General features: G+C 37.8%; 14 protein-coding genes. 6 read left to right on the top strand and 8 right to left on the bottom strand.

What is annotated here, in order from left to right; genetic code table 11:
* Positions 1–55: 55 nt before the first annotated feature.
* On the top strand, positions 56–454 hold the full coding sequence (locus RE409_RS05885; RefSeq protein ID WP_309558688.1) for a carboxymuconolactone decarboxylase family protein: 399 nt from the start codon (positions 56–58) through the stop codon (positions 452–454).
* A 184-nt stretch (positions 455–638) separates the two neighbouring features.
* Here the strand turns inward: RE409_RS05885 and RE409_RS05880 are convergent, their stop codons facing one another.
* Positions 639–1,106, bottom strand: a complete 468-nt coding sequence (locus RE409_RS05880; protein ID WP_201182119.1) for an Lrp/AsnC family transcriptional regulator — start codon at positions 1,104–1,106, stop codon at positions 639–641.
* A 172-nt stretch (positions 1,107–1,278) separates the two neighbouring features.
* Between RE409_RS05880 and hisC the strand changes: the two genes are divergently transcribed.
* Positions 1,279–2,391: a histidinol-phosphate transaminase gene (gene hisC, locus RE409_RS05875; protein ID WP_309558686.1), complete on the top strand. Its 1,113-nt coding sequence runs from the start codon at positions 1,279–1,281 to the stop codon at positions 2,389–2,391.
* 95 nt (positions 2,392–2,486) lie between these two features.
* Here the strand turns inward: hisC and RE409_RS05870 are convergent, their stop codons facing one another.
* The 6 genes from RE409_RS05870 to iadA all read right to left on the bottom strand — a co-directional run bounded on the left by RE409_RS05870 (position 2,487) and on the right by iadA (position 11,144).
* Complete coding sequence (locus tag RE409_RS05870; protein WP_309558685.1) at positions 2,487–3,866, bottom strand: amino acid permease; 1,380 nt, start codon at positions 3,864–3,866, stop codon at positions 2,487–2,489.
* A 417-nt stretch (positions 3,867–4,283) separates the two neighbouring features.
* The gene (lpdA, locus tag RE409_RS05865; RefSeq protein WP_309558684.1) at positions 4,284–5,708 is read right to left on the bottom strand and encodes a dihydrolipoyl dehydrogenase; all 1,425 of its coding nucleotides are present in this window, start codon (positions 5,706–5,708) and stop codon (positions 4,284–4,286) included.
* Entirely contained in the window at positions 5,709–6,989 is a 1,281-nt protein-coding gene (locus RE409_RS05860; protein WP_201221814.1) for a dihydrolipoamide acetyltransferase family protein, read from the bottom strand. It lies immediately after the preceding gene.
* Positions 6,990–7,019: 30 nt separating this feature from the next.
* Positions 7,020–8,003: an alpha-ketoacid dehydrogenase subunit beta gene (locus tag RE409_RS05855; protein WP_056520441.1), complete on the bottom strand. Its 984-nt coding sequence runs from the start codon at positions 8,001–8,003 to the stop codon at positions 7,020–7,022.
* Positions 8,003–9,115 (bottom strand): pyruvate dehydrogenase (acetyl-transferring) E1 component subunit alpha, encoded by a 1,113-nt coding sequence (gene pdhA / locus RE409_RS05850; protein WP_201221816.1) that lies wholly within the window; start codon positions 9,113–9,115, stop codon positions 8,003–8,005. Before pdhA ends, RE409_RS05855 begins: the two co-directional genes overlap by 1 nt.
* A gap of 853 nt (positions 9,116–9,968) precedes the next feature.
* Positions 9,969–11,144 (bottom strand): beta-aspartyl-peptidase, encoded by a 1,176-nt coding sequence (gene iadA / locus RE409_RS05845; RefSeq protein ID WP_201182137.1) that lies wholly within the window; start codon positions 11,142–11,144, stop codon positions 9,969–9,971.
* A 195-nt stretch (positions 11,145–11,339) separates the two neighbouring features.
* On the opposite strand from iadA, the gene RE409_RS05840 reads away from it, so the two are divergent.
* Complete coding sequence (locus RE409_RS05840; protein WP_056520436.1) at positions 11,340–11,648, top strand: hypothetical protein; 309 nt, start codon at positions 11,340–11,342, stop codon at positions 11,646–11,648.
* 196 nt (positions 11,649–11,844) lie between these two features.
* On the opposite strand, the gene RE409_RS05835 is transcribed toward RE409_RS05840, so the two are convergent.
* Positions 11,845–13,878, bottom strand: coding sequence for a transglycosylase domain-containing protein (locus tag RE409_RS05835; RefSeq protein ID WP_201221818.1), 2,034 nt, complete (start codon positions 13,876–13,878; stop codon positions 11,845–11,847).
* Between the two features lie 315 nt (positions 13,879–14,193).
* On the opposite strand from RE409_RS05835, the gene RE409_RS05830 reads away from it, so the two are divergent.
* The 3 genes from RE409_RS05830 (at position 14,194) to RE409_RS05820 (ending at position 17,468) form a co-directional block, all read left to right on the top strand.
* Complete coding sequence (locus RE409_RS05830; RefSeq protein WP_201221820.1) at positions 14,194–14,718, top strand: universal stress protein; 525 nt, start codon at positions 14,194–14,196, stop codon at positions 14,716–14,718.
* 516 nt (positions 14,719–15,234) lie between these two features.
* Positions 15,235–16,113 (top strand): cation diffusion facilitator family transporter, encoded by an 879-nt coding sequence (locus RE409_RS05825; protein ID WP_201182143.1) that lies wholly within the window; start codon positions 15,235–15,237, stop codon positions 16,111–16,113.
* Positions 16,114–16,358: 245 nt separating this feature from the next.
* On the top strand, positions 16,359–17,468 hold the full coding sequence (locus RE409_RS05820; RefSeq protein ID WP_201249933.1) for a histidine kinase N-terminal domain-containing protein: 1,110 nt from the start codon (positions 16,359–16,361) through the stop codon (positions 17,466–17,468).
* Positions 17,469–17,682 lie beyond the last annotated feature (214 nt).

Genomic DNA, 17,682 nt, shown 5'->3' with positions numbered 1-17,682 from the left:
TGCAATTAATTTACCTAGATGTTTATTATATGATTATCTCAAAGGGGAGATGCTCATGACAAGAATTAAACATTCAGCTATTGGGTCCAGTCCGTTTCAACGACTATTTCATTCGGAGGATATTTCACTTAAATGGTCGGACCTTTCAGAGTGTATATCTACAGACGGGAAACTTTCAAAGGAATTAAAGGAAAATGTCAGAAGGGTTCTTGCATATGGTAACGGATGTGCATACTGTCAAGCAAAAGGTCGTCCATTGAAACCAGACGATATTAAAGAAAGCTATGCAGTAGCTTTTGCAGAGGTATTTCTCCTAAAACGCGAAAATACGGAGCAAACATTCATTGATGTGTTAAAGGAAACATTTAGCGATGAAGAGATATCGGAACTATTAGCTTTCATTTGTTTTACAACTGCACAGCAATATTTCGGGGCTTTGATGGATTTAAAATAATGTTAAAAAGGAACAGGCATTTGCCTTGTTCCTTTCTGTAAAAGATTCATACTAAGCAGTTGAATTCCAAAACGTTATTGTTCTCAACCATCAGTATGTTCAACTGTTCAACTGACCATTTAATATAGTAATGTTTGACTTGAAATAGTTTTAGTATCTAATAGCTTTGAAGATTAAATTCAATCTAGAATTTTGCACCTTGATCTTCTAACTGATTAATCTTTGGAAGAATGGAGCGAGAAGGTACTGGGGATGTTAAAACTATAGAAGTATTTAAATGTCCATAGGGTATTAATCGATCTATAAGAATTCTCATGCTGTCCATATCAGCTAAAGCGGCTTTTAAAAAATATCCTACTGTTCCTGTTACGCGATGACACTCAATAATGTCTAAATCACCTTTGACTAATTGCTCAAAATCAGGAACAGAAACTTTAAGTTCACTTACTTGAATAAACACAAGTACTCCTCTTCCTATTGCCGGTGGTGAAACTCTGGCACTAAACCCTTCTATAATCCCCTTTTCTTGTAAGCGATACATACGTTCAGAAATACTAGGTCGACTAAGAGCCAATTTCTTTGATAATTCACTAATCGTGATACGTCCATTTAATTGTAAAAGTTCTAGTAAACTGACATCTATTTCATCCATGAAGCAACCGCCTTTCATAATGAAGGAATATAAGCTTATATTTCTTTAAAATGGTGTATGGAAAGCAGAAAATACATTCTTTTTTGTATGTAAATTTAACAGTTATTATTCTATCATTAAAACCATTAATAGAAAAAGAAAATTCAGAATTTATCAAAGGGAGGAACTTGCATTGACTTTCACAAAAATTCTTGTTCGAAAAAACATTGAAAACCTAAGCGCATATGTTTCCGGTAAACCAATTGAAGAAGTACAACGCGAACTAGGACTTGAAAGTATCGTTAAATTGGCATCCAATGAGAATCCATATGGTTGCTCACCTCTAGCAAAAGAGTCCATGCTTATCGAAATGGAGAAAACCTCATTTTATCCTGAAGGAATGGCACCGTCATTAGCTGAAAAGTTAGCAAGGAAATTAAATATCAAACAAGATAATATTATCTTAGGTAATGGATCTGATGAAGTTATACGTTTGTTAACACGAACCTACATTCAACATAATGATGAAGTCATTATGGCTGACGTTACATTTCCACGATATGAAACGAATGTATTGATTGACGGTGGCACACCTGTAAAGATACCTCTTATTAATGGCGTACATGACCTACAGGGTATGTATGAGGCCATTACTGAAAAAACAAGAATGATTTTTGTTTGTAATCCCAATAATCCAACAGGAACGATCGTTCAAAAAGAAAAGTTAAGATCTTTTATCGAGAAGGTGCCGAAACATATTATACTAATCGTTGATGAAGCATACTATGAATATGTTGAGGATGAAGACTTTTTAGAAACCTTGCCACTTCTAAATACCCATTCAAATCTAGTCATTTTACGTACTTTTTCAAAGATATATGGATTGGCTGCATTAAGGATCGGATACGGTTTAATGGACGTTTCCATCGTACAAGAGCTAATTAAAGTGAAAGAACCATTTAATACCAATCGCTTAGCACAGGCAGCAGCCTTCGCTTCTCTGGACGACCCTGCATTTGTAGCACAATGTACTCGTAAGAATGAGGAAGGAAGAAGATATTTAGAAAACGAACTAAGCGAGATGGGATTAACATTCTTTCCTTCTCATGCCAACTTTATAATGGTCAAACTAAATCATCCTGGCAGGTACGTCTTTGAGGAGCTATTAAAACAAGGGGTCATCATCCGATCTGGTCATTTACTTGGCTATGAAAATACTATCCGTGTGACCATCGGTACTCCACTTGAAAATGAGAGGTTCATAAAATCCTTACAAAATGTAATCAATAAAACGCTTAGTACATGACAGATCGAAATATAGTTGCAAAATAATCAAGGATTGATAAGCATAAAAGATACGACATAGACGCCCTTTGCCCATGTCGTATCTTTTACGTGGATTTATTTAACCATTCTCTTTTCCTTTATAATTGTTTCCTGTTCATCCACACTTTTAAATTTAACGATTGAAATCGCGATTAATCCTACCAATACAATAAGACAAGCAATGATACTGACCCGATTCTGTTCACTAAACACAAACATGACACAAATGATGCTTAATGTAATTACTGTAAACAATGTTACGTACGGGAAGCCCCACAATTTAAAGCTCGGAGCTTTAGGATATGAATTGCGAAGTTTTAGCTGCGCTAAACAAATACTGATCCATACAAGTGATACCACAAAACCCGGAAACGCCATTAATAAGGTAAATGCTTTGTCCTGTGCAACGTAGGTAATCATGGAGCCCGCGATTAAAACAACGGCACTTAGTAGTAAACTATATAATGGAACACCATTTTTCGATACATAAGAGAAAGACTTTGGAGCTTCCCCCTCTGCAGCTAAAGAATGCAACATCCGTGTACAACCATATATTCCAGAGTTAGCTGCAGATAAGACAGCTGTAATTAAAATAAAGTTCATTATGTGGGCAGATCCCTGAAAGCCTGACATTGACAATACCTGTACAAACGGACTTGACTGGTCGCTAATTTCGTTCCAAGGAATTAAACCGCATATTACAAGTATCGGTAAGGTGAAAAATAATATAACTCTCCAAATATAGCTTTTTATAACCTTAGGTAAAATACGTTCTGCATCCTTTGCTTCTGTTACTGTTACTCCTATTAATTCTGAACCGCCGTAAGAAAACATAACAATTAGCAAAGCTGAAAATATTGACATCCAGCCATTAGGAAAAAAACCACCGTGCTCTGTAAAGTTTTGTAGATAATTAGTTCCGCCGCTTGGGATAATTCCAAATAAAATACTAGCTCCTAAGAGAATAAATACTATAATCATTGTAATTTTAATTCCAGCAAACCAAAATTCAAATTCTCCATAATTTTTAACATTCATCATGTTAATTCCAATGATTAGGGCAGCACAGCCTAAACTTAATATCCAAAGTGGAATAGATGGAAGCCAGTATTGCAAGAAACTCCCTGCCACTACTACCTCAATAACACATACGGACAGCCACATGAAACAATACATCCAGCCTATAATGAAGGAACTACGTTTACCAAACGCTTTCTGAACAAAACCCTTCATATTTGTATTTGGATAGACGATTGCCATTTCTGCTATAGCTCCCATGACCACAAGAAGTAATAATCCTGCAAAAATATAAGTAAGGATAACTCCTGGTCCTGCTAACGATATGGTTTCAGAACTTCCTTTAAAAATCCCAGTACCTATTGCTCCTCCCATTGCCATCATGCTAATATGTCGCGGCAACAACTTCTTTTGTAGAGACCCATTATTTGATTCCATTACTTATTCCTCCTTTATTCTGTTAATTTTCTGAATAAAAAATTAATCACTCTGTTTCATCTATTGAATGGCGACTTGATAAGTTTAATACTTATCAACCGTTATGACAAAGGAGTGGAAACATGAAAAGACGGCAAGCTAAAGTTTACCGTAAATATTACAAGAAGGATAGCTTCAGGCTGATAATTTTCACTTGGATAAATGCTGTATTTCAGTTTGATTATGGAAATAGGGTCATTGAACTAATAACTTAATACGGATCTAGATTTACTTTTAACGTTAAGATGGGCTCATTAAACCCACTCTATCTCTATCTCTATCTCTATCTCTATCTTTTATCTATTAACTAGAACACTATTAATTAGGGATTACATTGTTATAAGTAACCCCTAATAAATTAATTTCCTCCATTTATCCTTACTTATTTACAATGTGGATTGCATGCCCCAAAACTGCTTCCGCCGCTTCCATCCAACCTTCAGTCAAAGTTGGATGTGGATGCATGCTCAGAGCTATATCTTCTACACGAGCTGACAATTCAAGGGCCAGTACTCCTTCACCTATAAGGTTAGATGCATCAGCGCCAACCATATGCATTCCAAGTAAAATGTGGCTTTTAGCATCCACGATCACTTCTGCAAATCCCTCTGTTTCATTCGTTGCAAGCGCCCGTCCGTTGGCACTGAATGGGAATTTTCCAGCTTTAACGCTATATCCCTGTTGTTCCGCTTCTTCACGGCTGAAGCCCACCCCTGCAATTTGTGGATCTGAGAAGATTACATAGGGAACAAAAGTGGAATCAATGGCACTTGGCAAACCTCCTATTACTTCTGCTGCCACTATTCCCTGTTTAGACGCTCGGTGAGCAAGAGCTGGACCAGGTGTGATGTCACCAATAGCAAAGATATGTGGAACATTAGTACGACATTCCGTGTCTACTGCTATATAGTCTTTTTCATCTACCGCAATGCCAGCCTGATTTAGGCCAATCTCTTGAGTGTTAGGAATCCTGCCAATTGTTACTAGGGTCTTCTCGCTCACAATCACTTCTGTCCCATGCTTTTCCGAAAAAACATGAAGGTGAACTTGTCCATCTTCCACAATGGCTTTTTCTACCCTTGTAGATGTTTTAAGATTTATCCCAAGCTTCTTAGCATTACGGATTACTTCCTTGACCAAGTTGTCAGCAACCTGAGGGAGAATACGATTAGCCATCTCAATAATTGTTACTTGAGTACCTAACTTTGCAAAAGCCATACCCATTTCGATACCGATATAGCCTCCGCCGATAATCGACAAGCTAGGTGGAACTTCTTTTAGCTGTAACGATGCTGTCGAATCCAAAATATATCTTCCATCTACATTAAGGAACGAAGGAATAAACGGTCTAGACCCTGTCGCAATAATTGCATGTTCAAACTTATAGGTTTCAAAATCACCATCGGTTTCTACTCCGATGCGGTCATCAGATAAAAAGGTTGCTCGACCTTTCACCATCGTTACTCCATTTTCTTTACATAAATGGGATATACCTTGGTTCAACTGAGAAATGATGCCCTTTTTCCAATCCTGCCATACATTTAAGTCAACTGCTGTTTTCTCTTGAGGTAGTTGAATTCCCATTTTTTCATAATCGTTAAGCCTATGAAATTGATCAGCTGTATGTATTAGAGCCTTCGAAGGTATGCATCCCCGATTGAGGCAAACACCACCCAGCTTATCCTTTTCAATTAGAACAACTGATTTCCCTAACTGTCCGAGACGAATAGCTGCAGCATATCCTCCCGGACCTCCTCCTATAATGATAACATCTGTTTCTATAGCAACTTCCCCTACTACCATTTATCTCATCTCCACAACTAAAAGAATTGGGTTTTCCAGTAGTTCCTTAATCCGATTTGTAAAACGTACCGCTGTTACGCCATCAATTAAACGATGATCGAAAGATAACGACATATTCATCATCAAGCGGATAACACCTTCCAAATCGCGAACAACCATGCGAGGTTCCATTTTATGCAACGCTAAAATTGCCGCTTCGGGATAGTTAATGATTGGAGTCGCATGCAACCCACCGATTGGTCCAACATTGCTAATGGTAAATGTACTACCAGTAATCTGCTCTAAGCTCAACTTCCCTTCTCGAGCTTGGATTGCCATTTGTCTAATTTCATCAGCTAGCTGGAAAATTGTTTTCTGATCTGCATTTTTAATAACAGGAACAATGAGACCATCGTTCGTATTCGTGGCAATCCCAATATGATAATAATTTTTCAATACCATTTCATTTGTCTTTTCATCAATTGAAGCATTTAATGTTTTAAACTCCTTTAGTGCGATAACAATAGCCTTAACGAAGAATGGTAAAAAAGTCAATTTAATATCCTTGTTGTCTGAATACGTCTTTAATTGATCTTTTAATTCCTTTATTCTATCCATTTCTAATTCATCTACATGGGTTACATGTGGAATAGTCGAAACTGACTTTACCATATGTTCAGCGATTTTTTTTCGAATACCCTTAAGCAGAATCCGCTCTTCTAACCCTTTTTCCATTACTTTTTCCTGAACAGTTTCAATAGGAGCTGCATCTTGAAGTATATTATTATCGTTGTTATTATTGTCATTGGCCTGTTTAAATTGATTATTTTCTATAAACTGTTGCAAATCACTTTCTATTATTCGTCCAGCAGGCCCAGAACCTTTAACCTGCTGGATATCAACCTTCATTTCCCTAGCCATTTGACGTACATATGGAGTAGCCAACACACGAGCTGCCTCAAGATGTGGTTTACTTGTTATATCCTCTGAATTTACTTTTACATCAGCAGGTTGCATAACCGGGGGCTCTTTTTCAATAACAAATGTTTCCGGAACAGAAATATCGTTCTCTTCTTGAATAGTAAATATAGTGGTTCCTACTTCTACAATATCCCCTTCAGTAAAGAGTATTTTCTTGACCACGCCCGTTGCTGGGGCAGTCAATTCCGCATTGACCTTATCCGTTTGTACTTCTACTATCGGTTGGTCCTGCGTTACTGATTCTCCTTCTTTAATGAGCCACTTGATAATTTCTCCTTCATGCATCCCTTCACCTACATCAGGAAGTTTAAATTCTACCATGCTTGTTCCTCCTTCTCCCTTATTCATTAATTAAAATGAAATCGTTTCCATTATTCCTTGTTTTACACGTTCAACAGTAGGTAGATAATGATCTTCTACTGAAAACTGCGGAACTGGAACATCAAATCCTGTCACACGCTTAATAGGGGCTTTAAGGTAAATAAGGGCTTCATCATTAATAATAGAGATAATCTCCGCACCTAATCCGGATGACTTATGAGCTTCATGAACGACTAATCCGCGACCTGTTTTTTTTATGGATTTTACGATCGTATCCCGATCTAACGGGTATAGTGTTCGAAGATCGACTACTTCACACTTCCAACCTTTTTCATTTTCAATCTTTTTAGCGGCATTCAATGCTTCTCTTAACATAGCTCCCCATGCAAAAATGGTTAAGTCGCTTCCCTCCTGAACCACTTTTGCTTGACCAATTGGTATTCGATACATCTCTTTAGGAACTTCTTCCTTAAAAGCTCGATACAATTTAGTCGGCTCCAAAAAGATTACCGGATCAGGATCTTCGATGGCAGAAATGAGTAGTCCTTTTGCGTCATAAGGATTACTAGGTGCAACCACCTTTAAACCCGGAGTGTGGGCAAAGAAGGTTTCGACACTTTCGGAGTGAAGCTCAGGACCTCTGATTCCAGCACCATATGGTGTACGGATAACAAGGGGCACCCCAAATTGTCCCCGAGTACGGTATCTCATACGGGCAGCATGGGAAACAATCTGCTCGAATCCTGGATAAATAAATGCAAGAAATTGAATTTCTACCACGGGAACCATTCCATTAAGAGCTAAACCAATTGCAGAGCCAATGATTCCAGCCTCAGCTAATGGTGTATCTACAACTCGATCCTTTCCGTACTTCTCAAATAGGCCTTCCGTTGAACGGAAAACTCCACCGTTTACTCCAATATCCTGACCTAAGATCATCACGCGATCATCCTGACCAAGCTTTTGGTCCATTGCTTCTGTAATAGCCTGAATCATAGTTAAATGTTGGCTCATTACTTCTTCACATCCCTCTTTAAGACTTGTTTCAATTCTTGCTGCTGTTCATTTATGTGCCATGACTCTTCAGCATAAACATGGTTAAACATATCGAGCGGATCGGCTTTAGGGTACTCTTCTGCTTTTTGGAGGTGAGTGTCAATCTGTTCGCTAATTTGTTTTAACACCATTTCCTCCTGCTCCTCATTCCAGAATCCCTTTTTTATCAACAACTTTTTAAGACGTGTAATCGGATCGCGATTTTCCCTCCAGAATGTTGAAATATCCTCCTGATTACGATATATGTTTGGATTGTCTGCAGTAGTATGGGCACCATATCGAAAGGTAATAGCTTCAATCAAAGTAGGACCTTCACCTTTAAGCGCTCTTTCGACTGCTTCCTTTACAGTCAGCCAAACTGCAAAGATATCATTTCCATCTACACGAACACCATGGATATCATACGCATCAGCACGCTGAGATATAGTCTTAGAAGCAGATTGCTTTTCAAAAGGCACACTGATAGCGTAGCCATTATTTTGGCAGAAAAAGATTGTTGGGGTTTTATATACACCGGCAAAATTCAGTGCCTCATGAAAATCCCCTTCAGAAGTAGCACCATCACCAAAATAAGCAATGCTTACATTCTCTTCTCCTTTAAGCTTACTTGCCCAAGCCGTACCTACCGCGTGAACCATTTGAGTCGCAATAGGAACACAAGGAGGCATAGTTCGTTTTCCTTCCGGACAGATTGAACCCTCTACGTGCCCCATCCAGTATAGAAAAACACGATACATCTCCTGTCCATGAATAATTGCCGCTGCATGATCACGGTAAGTGGGAAACATCCAATCCCCTGCCGATAATGCTAAAGCGCTGCCAATTTGGGATGCCTCCTGCCCCTCGAAGGGTGCATAAGTCCCCATTCTTCCTTGGCGCTGAAGATTAACTGATTTACGGTCAAACATCCTAAGCAATAGCATACTTTCATACATCTTAAGCATGAGTGATTTATCAATTTTTCCATCAATTGATTCAATTATCTCTCCATTTGGAGCTAATACCTGATACATTTCCGGTAAATTCTCTTTTGAATACGCTTTCAAAATTGGGTTTTCCGTCTTTTCCATTTCATTTCTCCCCTTAAGATAGATTTGATTAGCAAACTTACCAAGGATTTGAACAGTCATGAAATAACAGCCCAAAAATTTTCTTTGGTCTTTTATGTTTTTAAATAAATGCTTCTTCATAAACTATATTTGCTTATATAAAAGGATAATACATCAAGGGTTTTAATAATATGTTAAATAGAATGAATTTTTTGTATATTACCTTTATTTAGAATGTGTTATCGTATACTTCACCTTCATTTTGAAAATTCGTAACATTAATGGAAAAATCCAAATCAAACTACTATAATTTCTTCAACTTGATGAAATTAATTTCGATTGTTTCGGGGGCGCGTACCCTATAAATTGTATCCATACCGGGTGCACAAAAAAAAAGAATGGAACAAGTACAACTTGTTCCATTCTTTACTTAACCGCTTTCCTACCTTTTGCGAGCATCTAATTTGAGAATCCGGCCAATCAATACTGTAAGTTTTAGGGAAGGAGAATCTGAACTCGAAGCAACAAATGATTTCAATAATGAAGAAATTTACCGTGTTAGAATTGCGGGACTTTGGAGGTATTTTTTATATCTTTAGTTGTATAAAACTATTTTCAACTTGATTGATCGAAGAGATTGATAAATCAGTTCAGCCACACCGCCAAAGGCAACTTTAAGATAAGGAGGGATAACAAAGTAAGAATTAACATCATTTAGTGAAGTATCGAGTGGCCCAGTTTGCTAAAGACCGTGGATGAACATATCAACCGTAAATCAAAGTTCATTATGTTAAGGAGCCCTACCTTAACATTTCTAACAGAACAGAAAGAAAGTTTTATTTCCTTTTCCGCTTCGAGGATACGGGAGTGATCCCTATTTTTCAAATGTACCTTTCACGACCGCTATTCCCTCTTTTACCATAATTTGTCCCCTTGCGATTACTGTATCAATTTCAAATGTTTCTTTTTTAACTATAACTAAGTCGGCGTCTCTAGCTACCTCGATCCGCCCTTTATTACCGAGCTTTAAAATATTTGCCGGATTTTCAGTCACAACACGGATTGCATCGGCTATTGTGACTCCGTCCTCGAGAATCGCATCGACTACTGCATCATATAAGGACATACACGTACCAATGTTCAAACCGCGCAGATTTCCGCTGCTATCAAAGTCAGGCAGGCTCGCTTGTCCATCTGAAGTGAGGGTGATCTGCCGAATATCAACGCCTTCATCGAGTGCTCGTTTTATTGCTGTACTTGCCTTTACTTCTCCTTCTTCTAGGAACTTCTTGATGGTACTTGTCGTAAAATCAATATAGCCGCCTTTTTTTGCAAATTCTATCCCCGCATTGAATAAATGCTGATTGCGGTTAATATGCGTCGGGTAAAACTGTGTGATCGGTATTTCAGTTGTCTCCACGACTTCTTCGATTACCCGTACATGATTCTTGCTGTCACCTACATGAATGTTGACGATACCGCTTTTCCCGGACAAAAGTCCTCCATTACGGGCCTGTGATGCTAGTTTCGCCAATTCCGCTGCAGTCGGCTGCGAGGAACGATGATCGGCAATAGCGATTTCGCCTACCCCGATAATTTTATCCACTAAAATTAAATCATCTTCAATTTTCCCTGTAAGAGTCTTGACTGGTACTTGATACGAACCAGTCTGAACATAACAGCTAATTCCTTCTTCTTCAAGAGCTCTCGCTTTAGCAAGCAACCCTGGCATCGTTCTTGTCGTTCCATCAGTTCCGATGACTCCAATTAATGTCGTTATACCAGCTAATGTTGCATCGGTTAACTGAATTTCAGGAGTCCTTGTTTTAAAGCCACCTTCTCCTCCTCCACCGATGATATGGACATGTGCATCAATAAAACCTGGAACAATAATTTTACCAGCCGCATCAATCACTTCCATTTCAACAAAATCAACAGGTACATCAATCTGATCCTCCATGTAACCAATTTGCTTTCCAACCAATAGGATATCTTTTTGACCCATAAAATCCGGTCCATAAATCTCTCCATTTTTGATAAGTTTAAGCATTGTTCCTTCTCCCTTTCATAAGTTGAAATTTTCTAATAGGTTTTAAATTCATTGACACGGGTAAATATACAGCATAACCCGCTAACAATTACATAAAAGGACAAAGATAGTTGTTCTTTTTTAAAAAAATTGTAGCTAAACTGACATTTTGATTATGCTTGCTAAAAGTATAAAAACACAAAAGGAGTAGACAACATGAATAAAGTAATTTCCTCGGACATTAAAACAAATAAACGATTATCCATGCGTCAAATTATGAACTTATATCAAGTTACAAAAGAATTTAAAGGTAATATCTATTTTATCTGCAACCATAAATTAGTCGAAGCCAAGAAACTCTCTACATTTGTCTCTTTTGTACTCATTCTTCAGGAGTGTGCAACTATGAAAGTCATACTTGAAGGCGAGAATGTACAAGCTATGCTCGAAAAAGTACAGACTATATGCAAAAAGAATGATTCAAATAAACTCGGTTTTCAATCGAACCAAACAGTTAACATTTAATAAATTCTAACTACGTATAGAAGAGGGTGTATATAATGAGAACCATTTTAATGGTAATCGGCGCAATTGTCGTTATAGGCTTTATAGCTAATCTTATTTTTTAAAGAATGATGAAAGGCTGTCAAACATCTGACAGTCTTTTATTGTGACTGAATGAACGAGAAAAGAGCATGTAATCCATGCTCCCTTTGGACTTTCACCATGGGACCTTCCAGTCTTTCCATTTATTCAATCCTTCCCGAATCTGATTACCTTTGTCAATCCAATATTGCTTTCTTTGCACCTCTTCTTTTTTTGCTTGTTGTTCCGCTATAAGTGCCTGTTGTTCCGCTATAAGCGGCCCGATGTCTTGTGTATTAAAAGATTGTGACGCCTGATTTCGTAAAGCCTGCGACATTATTTTTTGAAAAATAATCGCACTCCCCTCACTACTATGTGTCGTCAGATAATGTTTTTCATCAGTCTTATCATACCCGGCCCAGACAGCACCTACTAACGAAGGTGTATAACCGATAAACCATTGATCTTTAACCCCTGATATTCCTTCGATTGGAACTTGTGTGGATCCTGTTTTACCTGCAACTTCATAACCGGAAACAGCTGCATTTTTTGCTGTGCCATATTCTACTGTACCAAGCAGCATTGTATTCATTTTGTCAACGACGCCCTTAGAGGTTACATTGATGGCTTTTTCTTCCCAAGCCCCTACCTCTTTTCCCTCGATATTTTCTATTTTTATAATGGCATGCGACTCCAATCGTTTTCCATCGTTGGCGAAAGTGGAAAAGGCTCCTGCCATTTGCAGCGGGGAGACCCCTTTGTCCATGCCCCCTAAAGCAATTGTTAGATTTCGGTCACCTTTTTTATATGGAATCCCAAACCGCTTAAGTGAATCCAATCCCTTATCGATACCAATCTCATTTAATAGCCATACAGTAGGTACGTTTAATGAATTCATCATCGCTTCGTACATCGGTACTTCTCCTTTATAAATGCCACTTAGATTTGTTGGCTCATATTCCCCAAAACTCATTTTTTCATCCTTTAAAGGAGTGGTGATATCATAACCCTCCTCAACTGCTGGCGTGTAAACAACAAGCGGTTTAATGGCCGAGCCAGGAGATCTCGTCAATTGGGTTGCCCGGTTATATCCCATGAATTGATGTTTACCTCTGCCGCCGACTAAAGCCTTGATCCCTCCTGTTTTCGGATCAAGGAGGATTGCCCCGCTTTGAACCAATTCATCTGTACTAGTCCCAACTGGAAAATTGGCATCGTTGGCATAAACGGTTTCTGTGGCCTGCTGCATGGATTGATCTAGTGTTGTGTATATTTTGTAGCCCTTTGTAAGCAACTCCTCGAGCTCTATTCCATACCTACTGGATGCCTCCGACAGAACATGGTCGACAAAATAAGGATACTTTCCTTTTAATGGATCAGTCATTTGCTCACCCTGAAGAAGAGTCACTTCATCTTTTTTCGCCGCAGCCTCTTCATCATCCGTCAAATACCCATGTTCGGCCATTCTTGAAAGAACTAAATCACGTCGTTTCATTGCACCGTCTAAATTTTTGTATGGATCAAGTTTGGATGGAAGGTTAATGACACCCGCAAGCAATGCCCCCTCGGCAACGGTCAATTCAGAGACCTCCTTGGAAAAGTAAATATTCGCGGCCTTTTTGATTCCCCATGCCCCATGCCCGAAATAGACTTGATTCAAATACATTTCTAGAATTTCATCTTTTGTATACTTATCTTCGACTTCCTGAGCAAGAAAAAACTCTTCTACCTTCCGTTTCAGAGTTCGTTCCGATTCCAGCATCGTAATCTTCACAAGCTGCTGGGTAAGCGTACTCCCTCCTTCGACAATACTTCCTGCCTTCGCATTTTTAACTAAGGCACGCAAAATTCCTTGATAATCAATGCCATGATGTTCATAAAAACGATGATCCTCAATGGATACAACCGCTTGTTTCATATGATCTGGTATTTCCTCTATTGCAACACCTTCAGATTTATTGCCCGTAATAGTACTGGCAAGATTTCCGTCGAGATCATAGATCTCTGTCGGTTGCTGAAGATGATTTTGTAGAAGACTTATATCTGCACCTTGCTTGAAATAAAATAGTAAACCGGCACCAAAAACTACCATTGCCAATATAATAATCAGACCTATTTTCACTAACCCTCTCATTTGAACCCCCATTTTCCCATCTAAGACATGCTTCATTAAAAATATTTTACCCTTTTTATAAAAGAAAACTCGTCGTTTGACTAAAAGGCAGAGACATAATGGTCTCTTCTCTTTTTTCTTATAACGGGTTACTCCTGAAATTCACTTCCTTACTCCTTTTATTTATAAAGTGATAAAAAACAGACTACTCAACTGAAAGGGCCTGGAGATTCACCCTAGCCTGTACGCGTATGCTTACTAACTCTTCTTTACATGTGTTTGTGATCAATATACACAATCAATAGGCGTGAAGCCATTTAAAAGTGGGTATAACACTTTTAAATACATTAAAAATGGGGAGAGATGATATTAATGAAAGATTTGAAACATATTGTCGTCGCTTTTAATGGAAATGAAGACAGTAAACGGGCAGTAGAATATGGTGCAACATTGAAAAAGGCCTTTCCTGAAGCTAAGCTGACCGTTGTTCATGTCCTAAATGAAAAAGTTGAACAGCGTATCATAGGAAACGCATCCGCCCCGGGATTTGTGCCAGCTGCAGGATTTTATGTAGACCCTGTCCAAACACATCCCGTTGTGGAGGTTGAACAAACGGATCATCAAGAGACAAATGATACCCATTCTGTTGTCCAAAATAGTGTTCAAAACGCAGAAAGTAATACACTTAGATTGCTAAGTGAATGTCGAGTTGAGGGAAAATTCGAAATATTGGAAGGACATGCGCCTGATAGCGTATGTGACTATGCAGCAAGAACTGCGGCTGACCTCATCGTTGTCGGTAATAGCGCAAAAAGCGGGCTGGAAAAATTCTTTCTTGGCAGTACAAGTAGTTCCATCGCCAAAAACGCCCCCTGTTCGGTATTTATTGCAAAGTAAAAAGGAGCCGGCTCATTCTTGTGCCGGCTTTGTTTGGATATTCGTCAAAAAAAGCCGGATTCGATATAGAATCCGGCTTTTTTTCAATAATACCTTCGAAGCTGCCGAATAAAGCATCAGCGCGACAACTACCGATAAAATAAAACTAATTGCATATAAGTCCCAGTATAAATGGCACTGGCTGTTTGTCGCAGTGGAACCGAAAAACGTCCGAACTCTACAGGTTCACTCTCAGCCTTTTTGGCTCCCCTTCTGGAAGTATTTAATTTTTAATCCTCGGTTAAAATATACTACTAGTTTCTATCTAATGAGCAGACAAGAAAATGCAAATACTATTATAACTTTCCATCCCTAACAATGGCTATATTCTTTCTTTAAACCAACTTCTTTACATTTGTTCAATACATCTGCTATTAACCAAGTTAGATGGATTAATACGACAATTTTTCTATAGACTCACTAAGGTTTGTTTTGATATCTTTATTAAGGCTAATTTACACTGGGGAGAGAATAGACATGGATAAACATTCAATTTCAGCTGAAAAAGGCGCCTATATCAGTATTGCCGCTTACATATTCTTGTCTGCTCTTAAATTGTCATTTGGTTATTTTGGAGACTCTAAGGGACTATGGGCAGATGGTTTAAATAACACAACCGACATCATCGCTTCCATAGCCGTATTGATTGGATTAAAAATATCTAAGCGACCACCTGATGATAATCATTCATATGGTCATTTGCGAGCGGAAACTGTAGCCTCGTTAGTAGCTGCCTTCATTATGATTACAGTTGGCCTGCAGGTTATTTTTAGTGCTGTAAAATCTTTCTTCTATCAAGATTCAACGACGGTTCCCAATATGCTGACTGCTTATGTTGCTATATTCTCCGCAATTTTTATGTACGGGATTTATCGTTACAACTTAGCATTAAGCAAAAAAATTAACAGCGCCTCCATTTATGCAGTTGCACAGGATAATCGGTCTGATGCTCTGGTCAGTATTGGTGCTTCTATAGGAATTTTAGGTACTAAGATAGGGATTTTCTGGCTAGATGCAATAGCTGCATTAGTAGTTGGAATCATCATCTGTAAAACAGCTTGGGATATTTTCCGTGATGCTTCTATCTCTTTAACCGATGGTTTTGACGAGCAGCTACTACAACAAATCGGACAAACCATTTTATTAACAGAAGGTGTTAAAAACATGAGTGAAATTAAAGCTCGTATGCATGGTAGTGAAATTCTACTCGAAGCTACCGTTCATGTAAACCCACTTTTGACCGTCATCCAAAGCCACGATATTACGGTGAAAATCGAGGAAAACCTTTTAAAAGAATATAATATTCAACATGTGATTGTTCATATCGAACCATATACATTCCCCAAAAAAAGGTAACCGTCATTAATTTTACGGATGCCTTTTTTATCTTTATAATCCACTACTCACAGTAATAAAACTGTGTCAAAAAAAGGGATTTCCTACTTAATTGCCGAATATTTATCCAATTGATGCATGTTTAAAGAACGGTAATCTGTTATCATAAAAGCACAATGTAATTATTTTGATATTTTGTAATTTTATTCTAAACCATAAATCTTAAGCTCAAAGAAAATTCATTTTCCTACAGTATGGAGGGCAAAATGGTATCTAATCGAGAAATGACCATTCACTTTTTATCTTCTCAAAAAGGCAGTATCATTTCCAAATGGAATGATGAGCTGTTGCATTTACCGGATGGATATATAGGGTATTTTAAAGGAGAAGTAGAAAATATTTTTAACCTGCTAATTGATCAGATTGGAAAATCAGATACTGACATAGGAGATGTACTGAAGGTCGTAGGAGAAAAAATTGCATCTGATCGAGTTAAGAAGCAGCTAAATATGGAAATTTTCTGTGCCACTGCGGCTATCGGTAGATCCATCATCATTGATCACGTTCTAAATTCTGAGGCAACTAAAGAAGAAGTATCCGATCTAATTCATCAAATTAACGCTTACTTCGATAAACTCATTCAATATGCATTATCCTATTTTACCGAATTGAAAACGAAGGAGCTTGAAGCACGTTATCAGTTTATAAGCCCTAACCATAAGGACCGTTTAACACTCCTAGGCCAAATGACCTCAAGCTTTGTTCACGAATTCAGAAATCCACTTACTTCCATCATGGGATTTATTCAATTATTACAAGCAGAACAGCCTGAGATAAAATACCTAGATATTATTTCAAAAGAATTAGATCAGCTCAATTATCGGATTACTCAGTTTCTTAATATCTCTAAGAAAGAAACTTTTGAATCACAACCGGATCTATTTTCTATTGCCCAGCTAGTAAATGAAGTGATTGAATTTTTATATCCTAGCATTTTGGAAGTAAATGCTTCCATAACTTGTAATATCGCTGATGATACCGTGATTTCTGGTTCTAAAGAGGAATTTCGTCAGGTTTTACTAAATATCATTTTAAATGCTCTTGATGTGGTTGCGGGAATGCCTTCACCATCCATATACATTTCCGGTTCAGAATCACCATCCGGTATTTTATCCTTAAATATTTCAAACAATGGCCCTAAGATACCTGAAGAGGTTCAACCAAATATTTTCGAACCGTTTATTACAACTAAAAAAAGGGGTACAGGATTAGGACTATTCGTTTGTAAAGAGATTGTTTTAAAACATCAAGGAACCTTAACATGCCATTCAACAGATTTCTTAACGACTTTCTCAATACAAATAAAAACAAAATAAAGTATAATATCCGTTATATCCATGGATCCATTAGTGTAAAAATTTTGACTGATTCGAGTATAGTTACTTATACTAATAGTTAGGTTCCACTACTAATCGAGGTGAATGACCCTATAGATTGAAAATAAAAAACATCATAAATTTTCATACTAGACAAAACGATATTTATTTTTCATCTAACATTTGATAAGATAACAACATTTCATTCATTATT

This window comes from Peribacillus sp. R9-11, assembly GCF_031345095.1.
Lineage (GTDB): Bacteria > Bacillota > Bacilli > Bacillales > DSM-1321 > Peribacillus > Peribacillus butanolivorans.
Note: the sequence above shows the minus strand (reverse complement) of the source record. Positions and strands in the feature narration are given on the sequence as shown.

Bases quoted from the DNA above. Each gene is read 5' to 3' on its own strand.
- RE409_RS05855 (WP_056520441.1), bottom strand. From the start codon at position 8,003: ATGAGCCAACATTTAACTATGATTCAGGCTATTACAGAAGCAATGGAC.
- RE409_RS05885 (WP_309558688.1), top strand. From the start codon at position 56: ATGACAAGAATTAAACATTCAGCTATTGGGTCCAGTCCGTTTCAACGA.
- RE409_RS05860 (WP_201221814.1), bottom strand. From the start codon at position 6,989: ATGGTAGAATTTAAACTTCCTGATGTAGGTGAAGGGATGCATGAAGGA.
- RE409_RS05825 (WP_201182143.1), top strand. From the start codon at position 15,235: ATGGATAAACATTCAATTTCAGCTGAAAAAGGCGCCTATATCAGTATT.
- RE409_RS05880 (WP_201182119.1), bottom strand. From the start codon at position 1,106: ATGGATGAAATAGATGTCAGTTTACTAGAACTTTTACAATTAAATGGA.
- iadA (WP_201182137.1), bottom strand. From the start codon at position 11,144: ATGCTTAAACTTATCAAAAATGGAGAGATTTATGGACCGGATTTTATG.
- RE409_RS05870 (WP_309558685.1), bottom strand. From the start codon at position 3,866: ATGGAATCAAATAATGGGTCTCTACAAAAGAAGTTGTTGCCGCGACAT.
- pdhA (WP_201221816.1), bottom strand. From the start codon at position 9,115: ATGGAAAAGACGGAAAACCCAATTTTGAAAGCGTATTCAAAAGAGAAT.
- RE409_RS05830 (WP_201221820.1), top strand. From the start codon at position 14,194: ATGAAAGATTTGAAACATATTGTCGTCGCTTTTAATGGAAATGAAGAC.
- lpdA (WP_309558684.1), bottom strand. From the start codon at position 5,708: ATGGTAGTAGGGGAAGTTGCTATAGAAACAGATGTTATCATTATAGGA.
- RE409_RS05840 (WP_056520436.1), top strand. From the start codon at position 11,340: ATGAATAAAGTAATTTCCTCGGACATTAAAACAAATAAACGATTATCC.
- RE409_RS05835 (WP_201221818.1), bottom strand. From the start codon at position 13,878: ATGAAGCATGTCTTAGATGGGAAAATGGGGGTTCAAATGAGAGGGTTA.
- RE409_RS05820 (WP_201249933.1), top strand. From the start codon at position 16,359: ATGGTATCTAATCGAGAAATGACCATTCACTTTTTATCTTCTCAAAAA.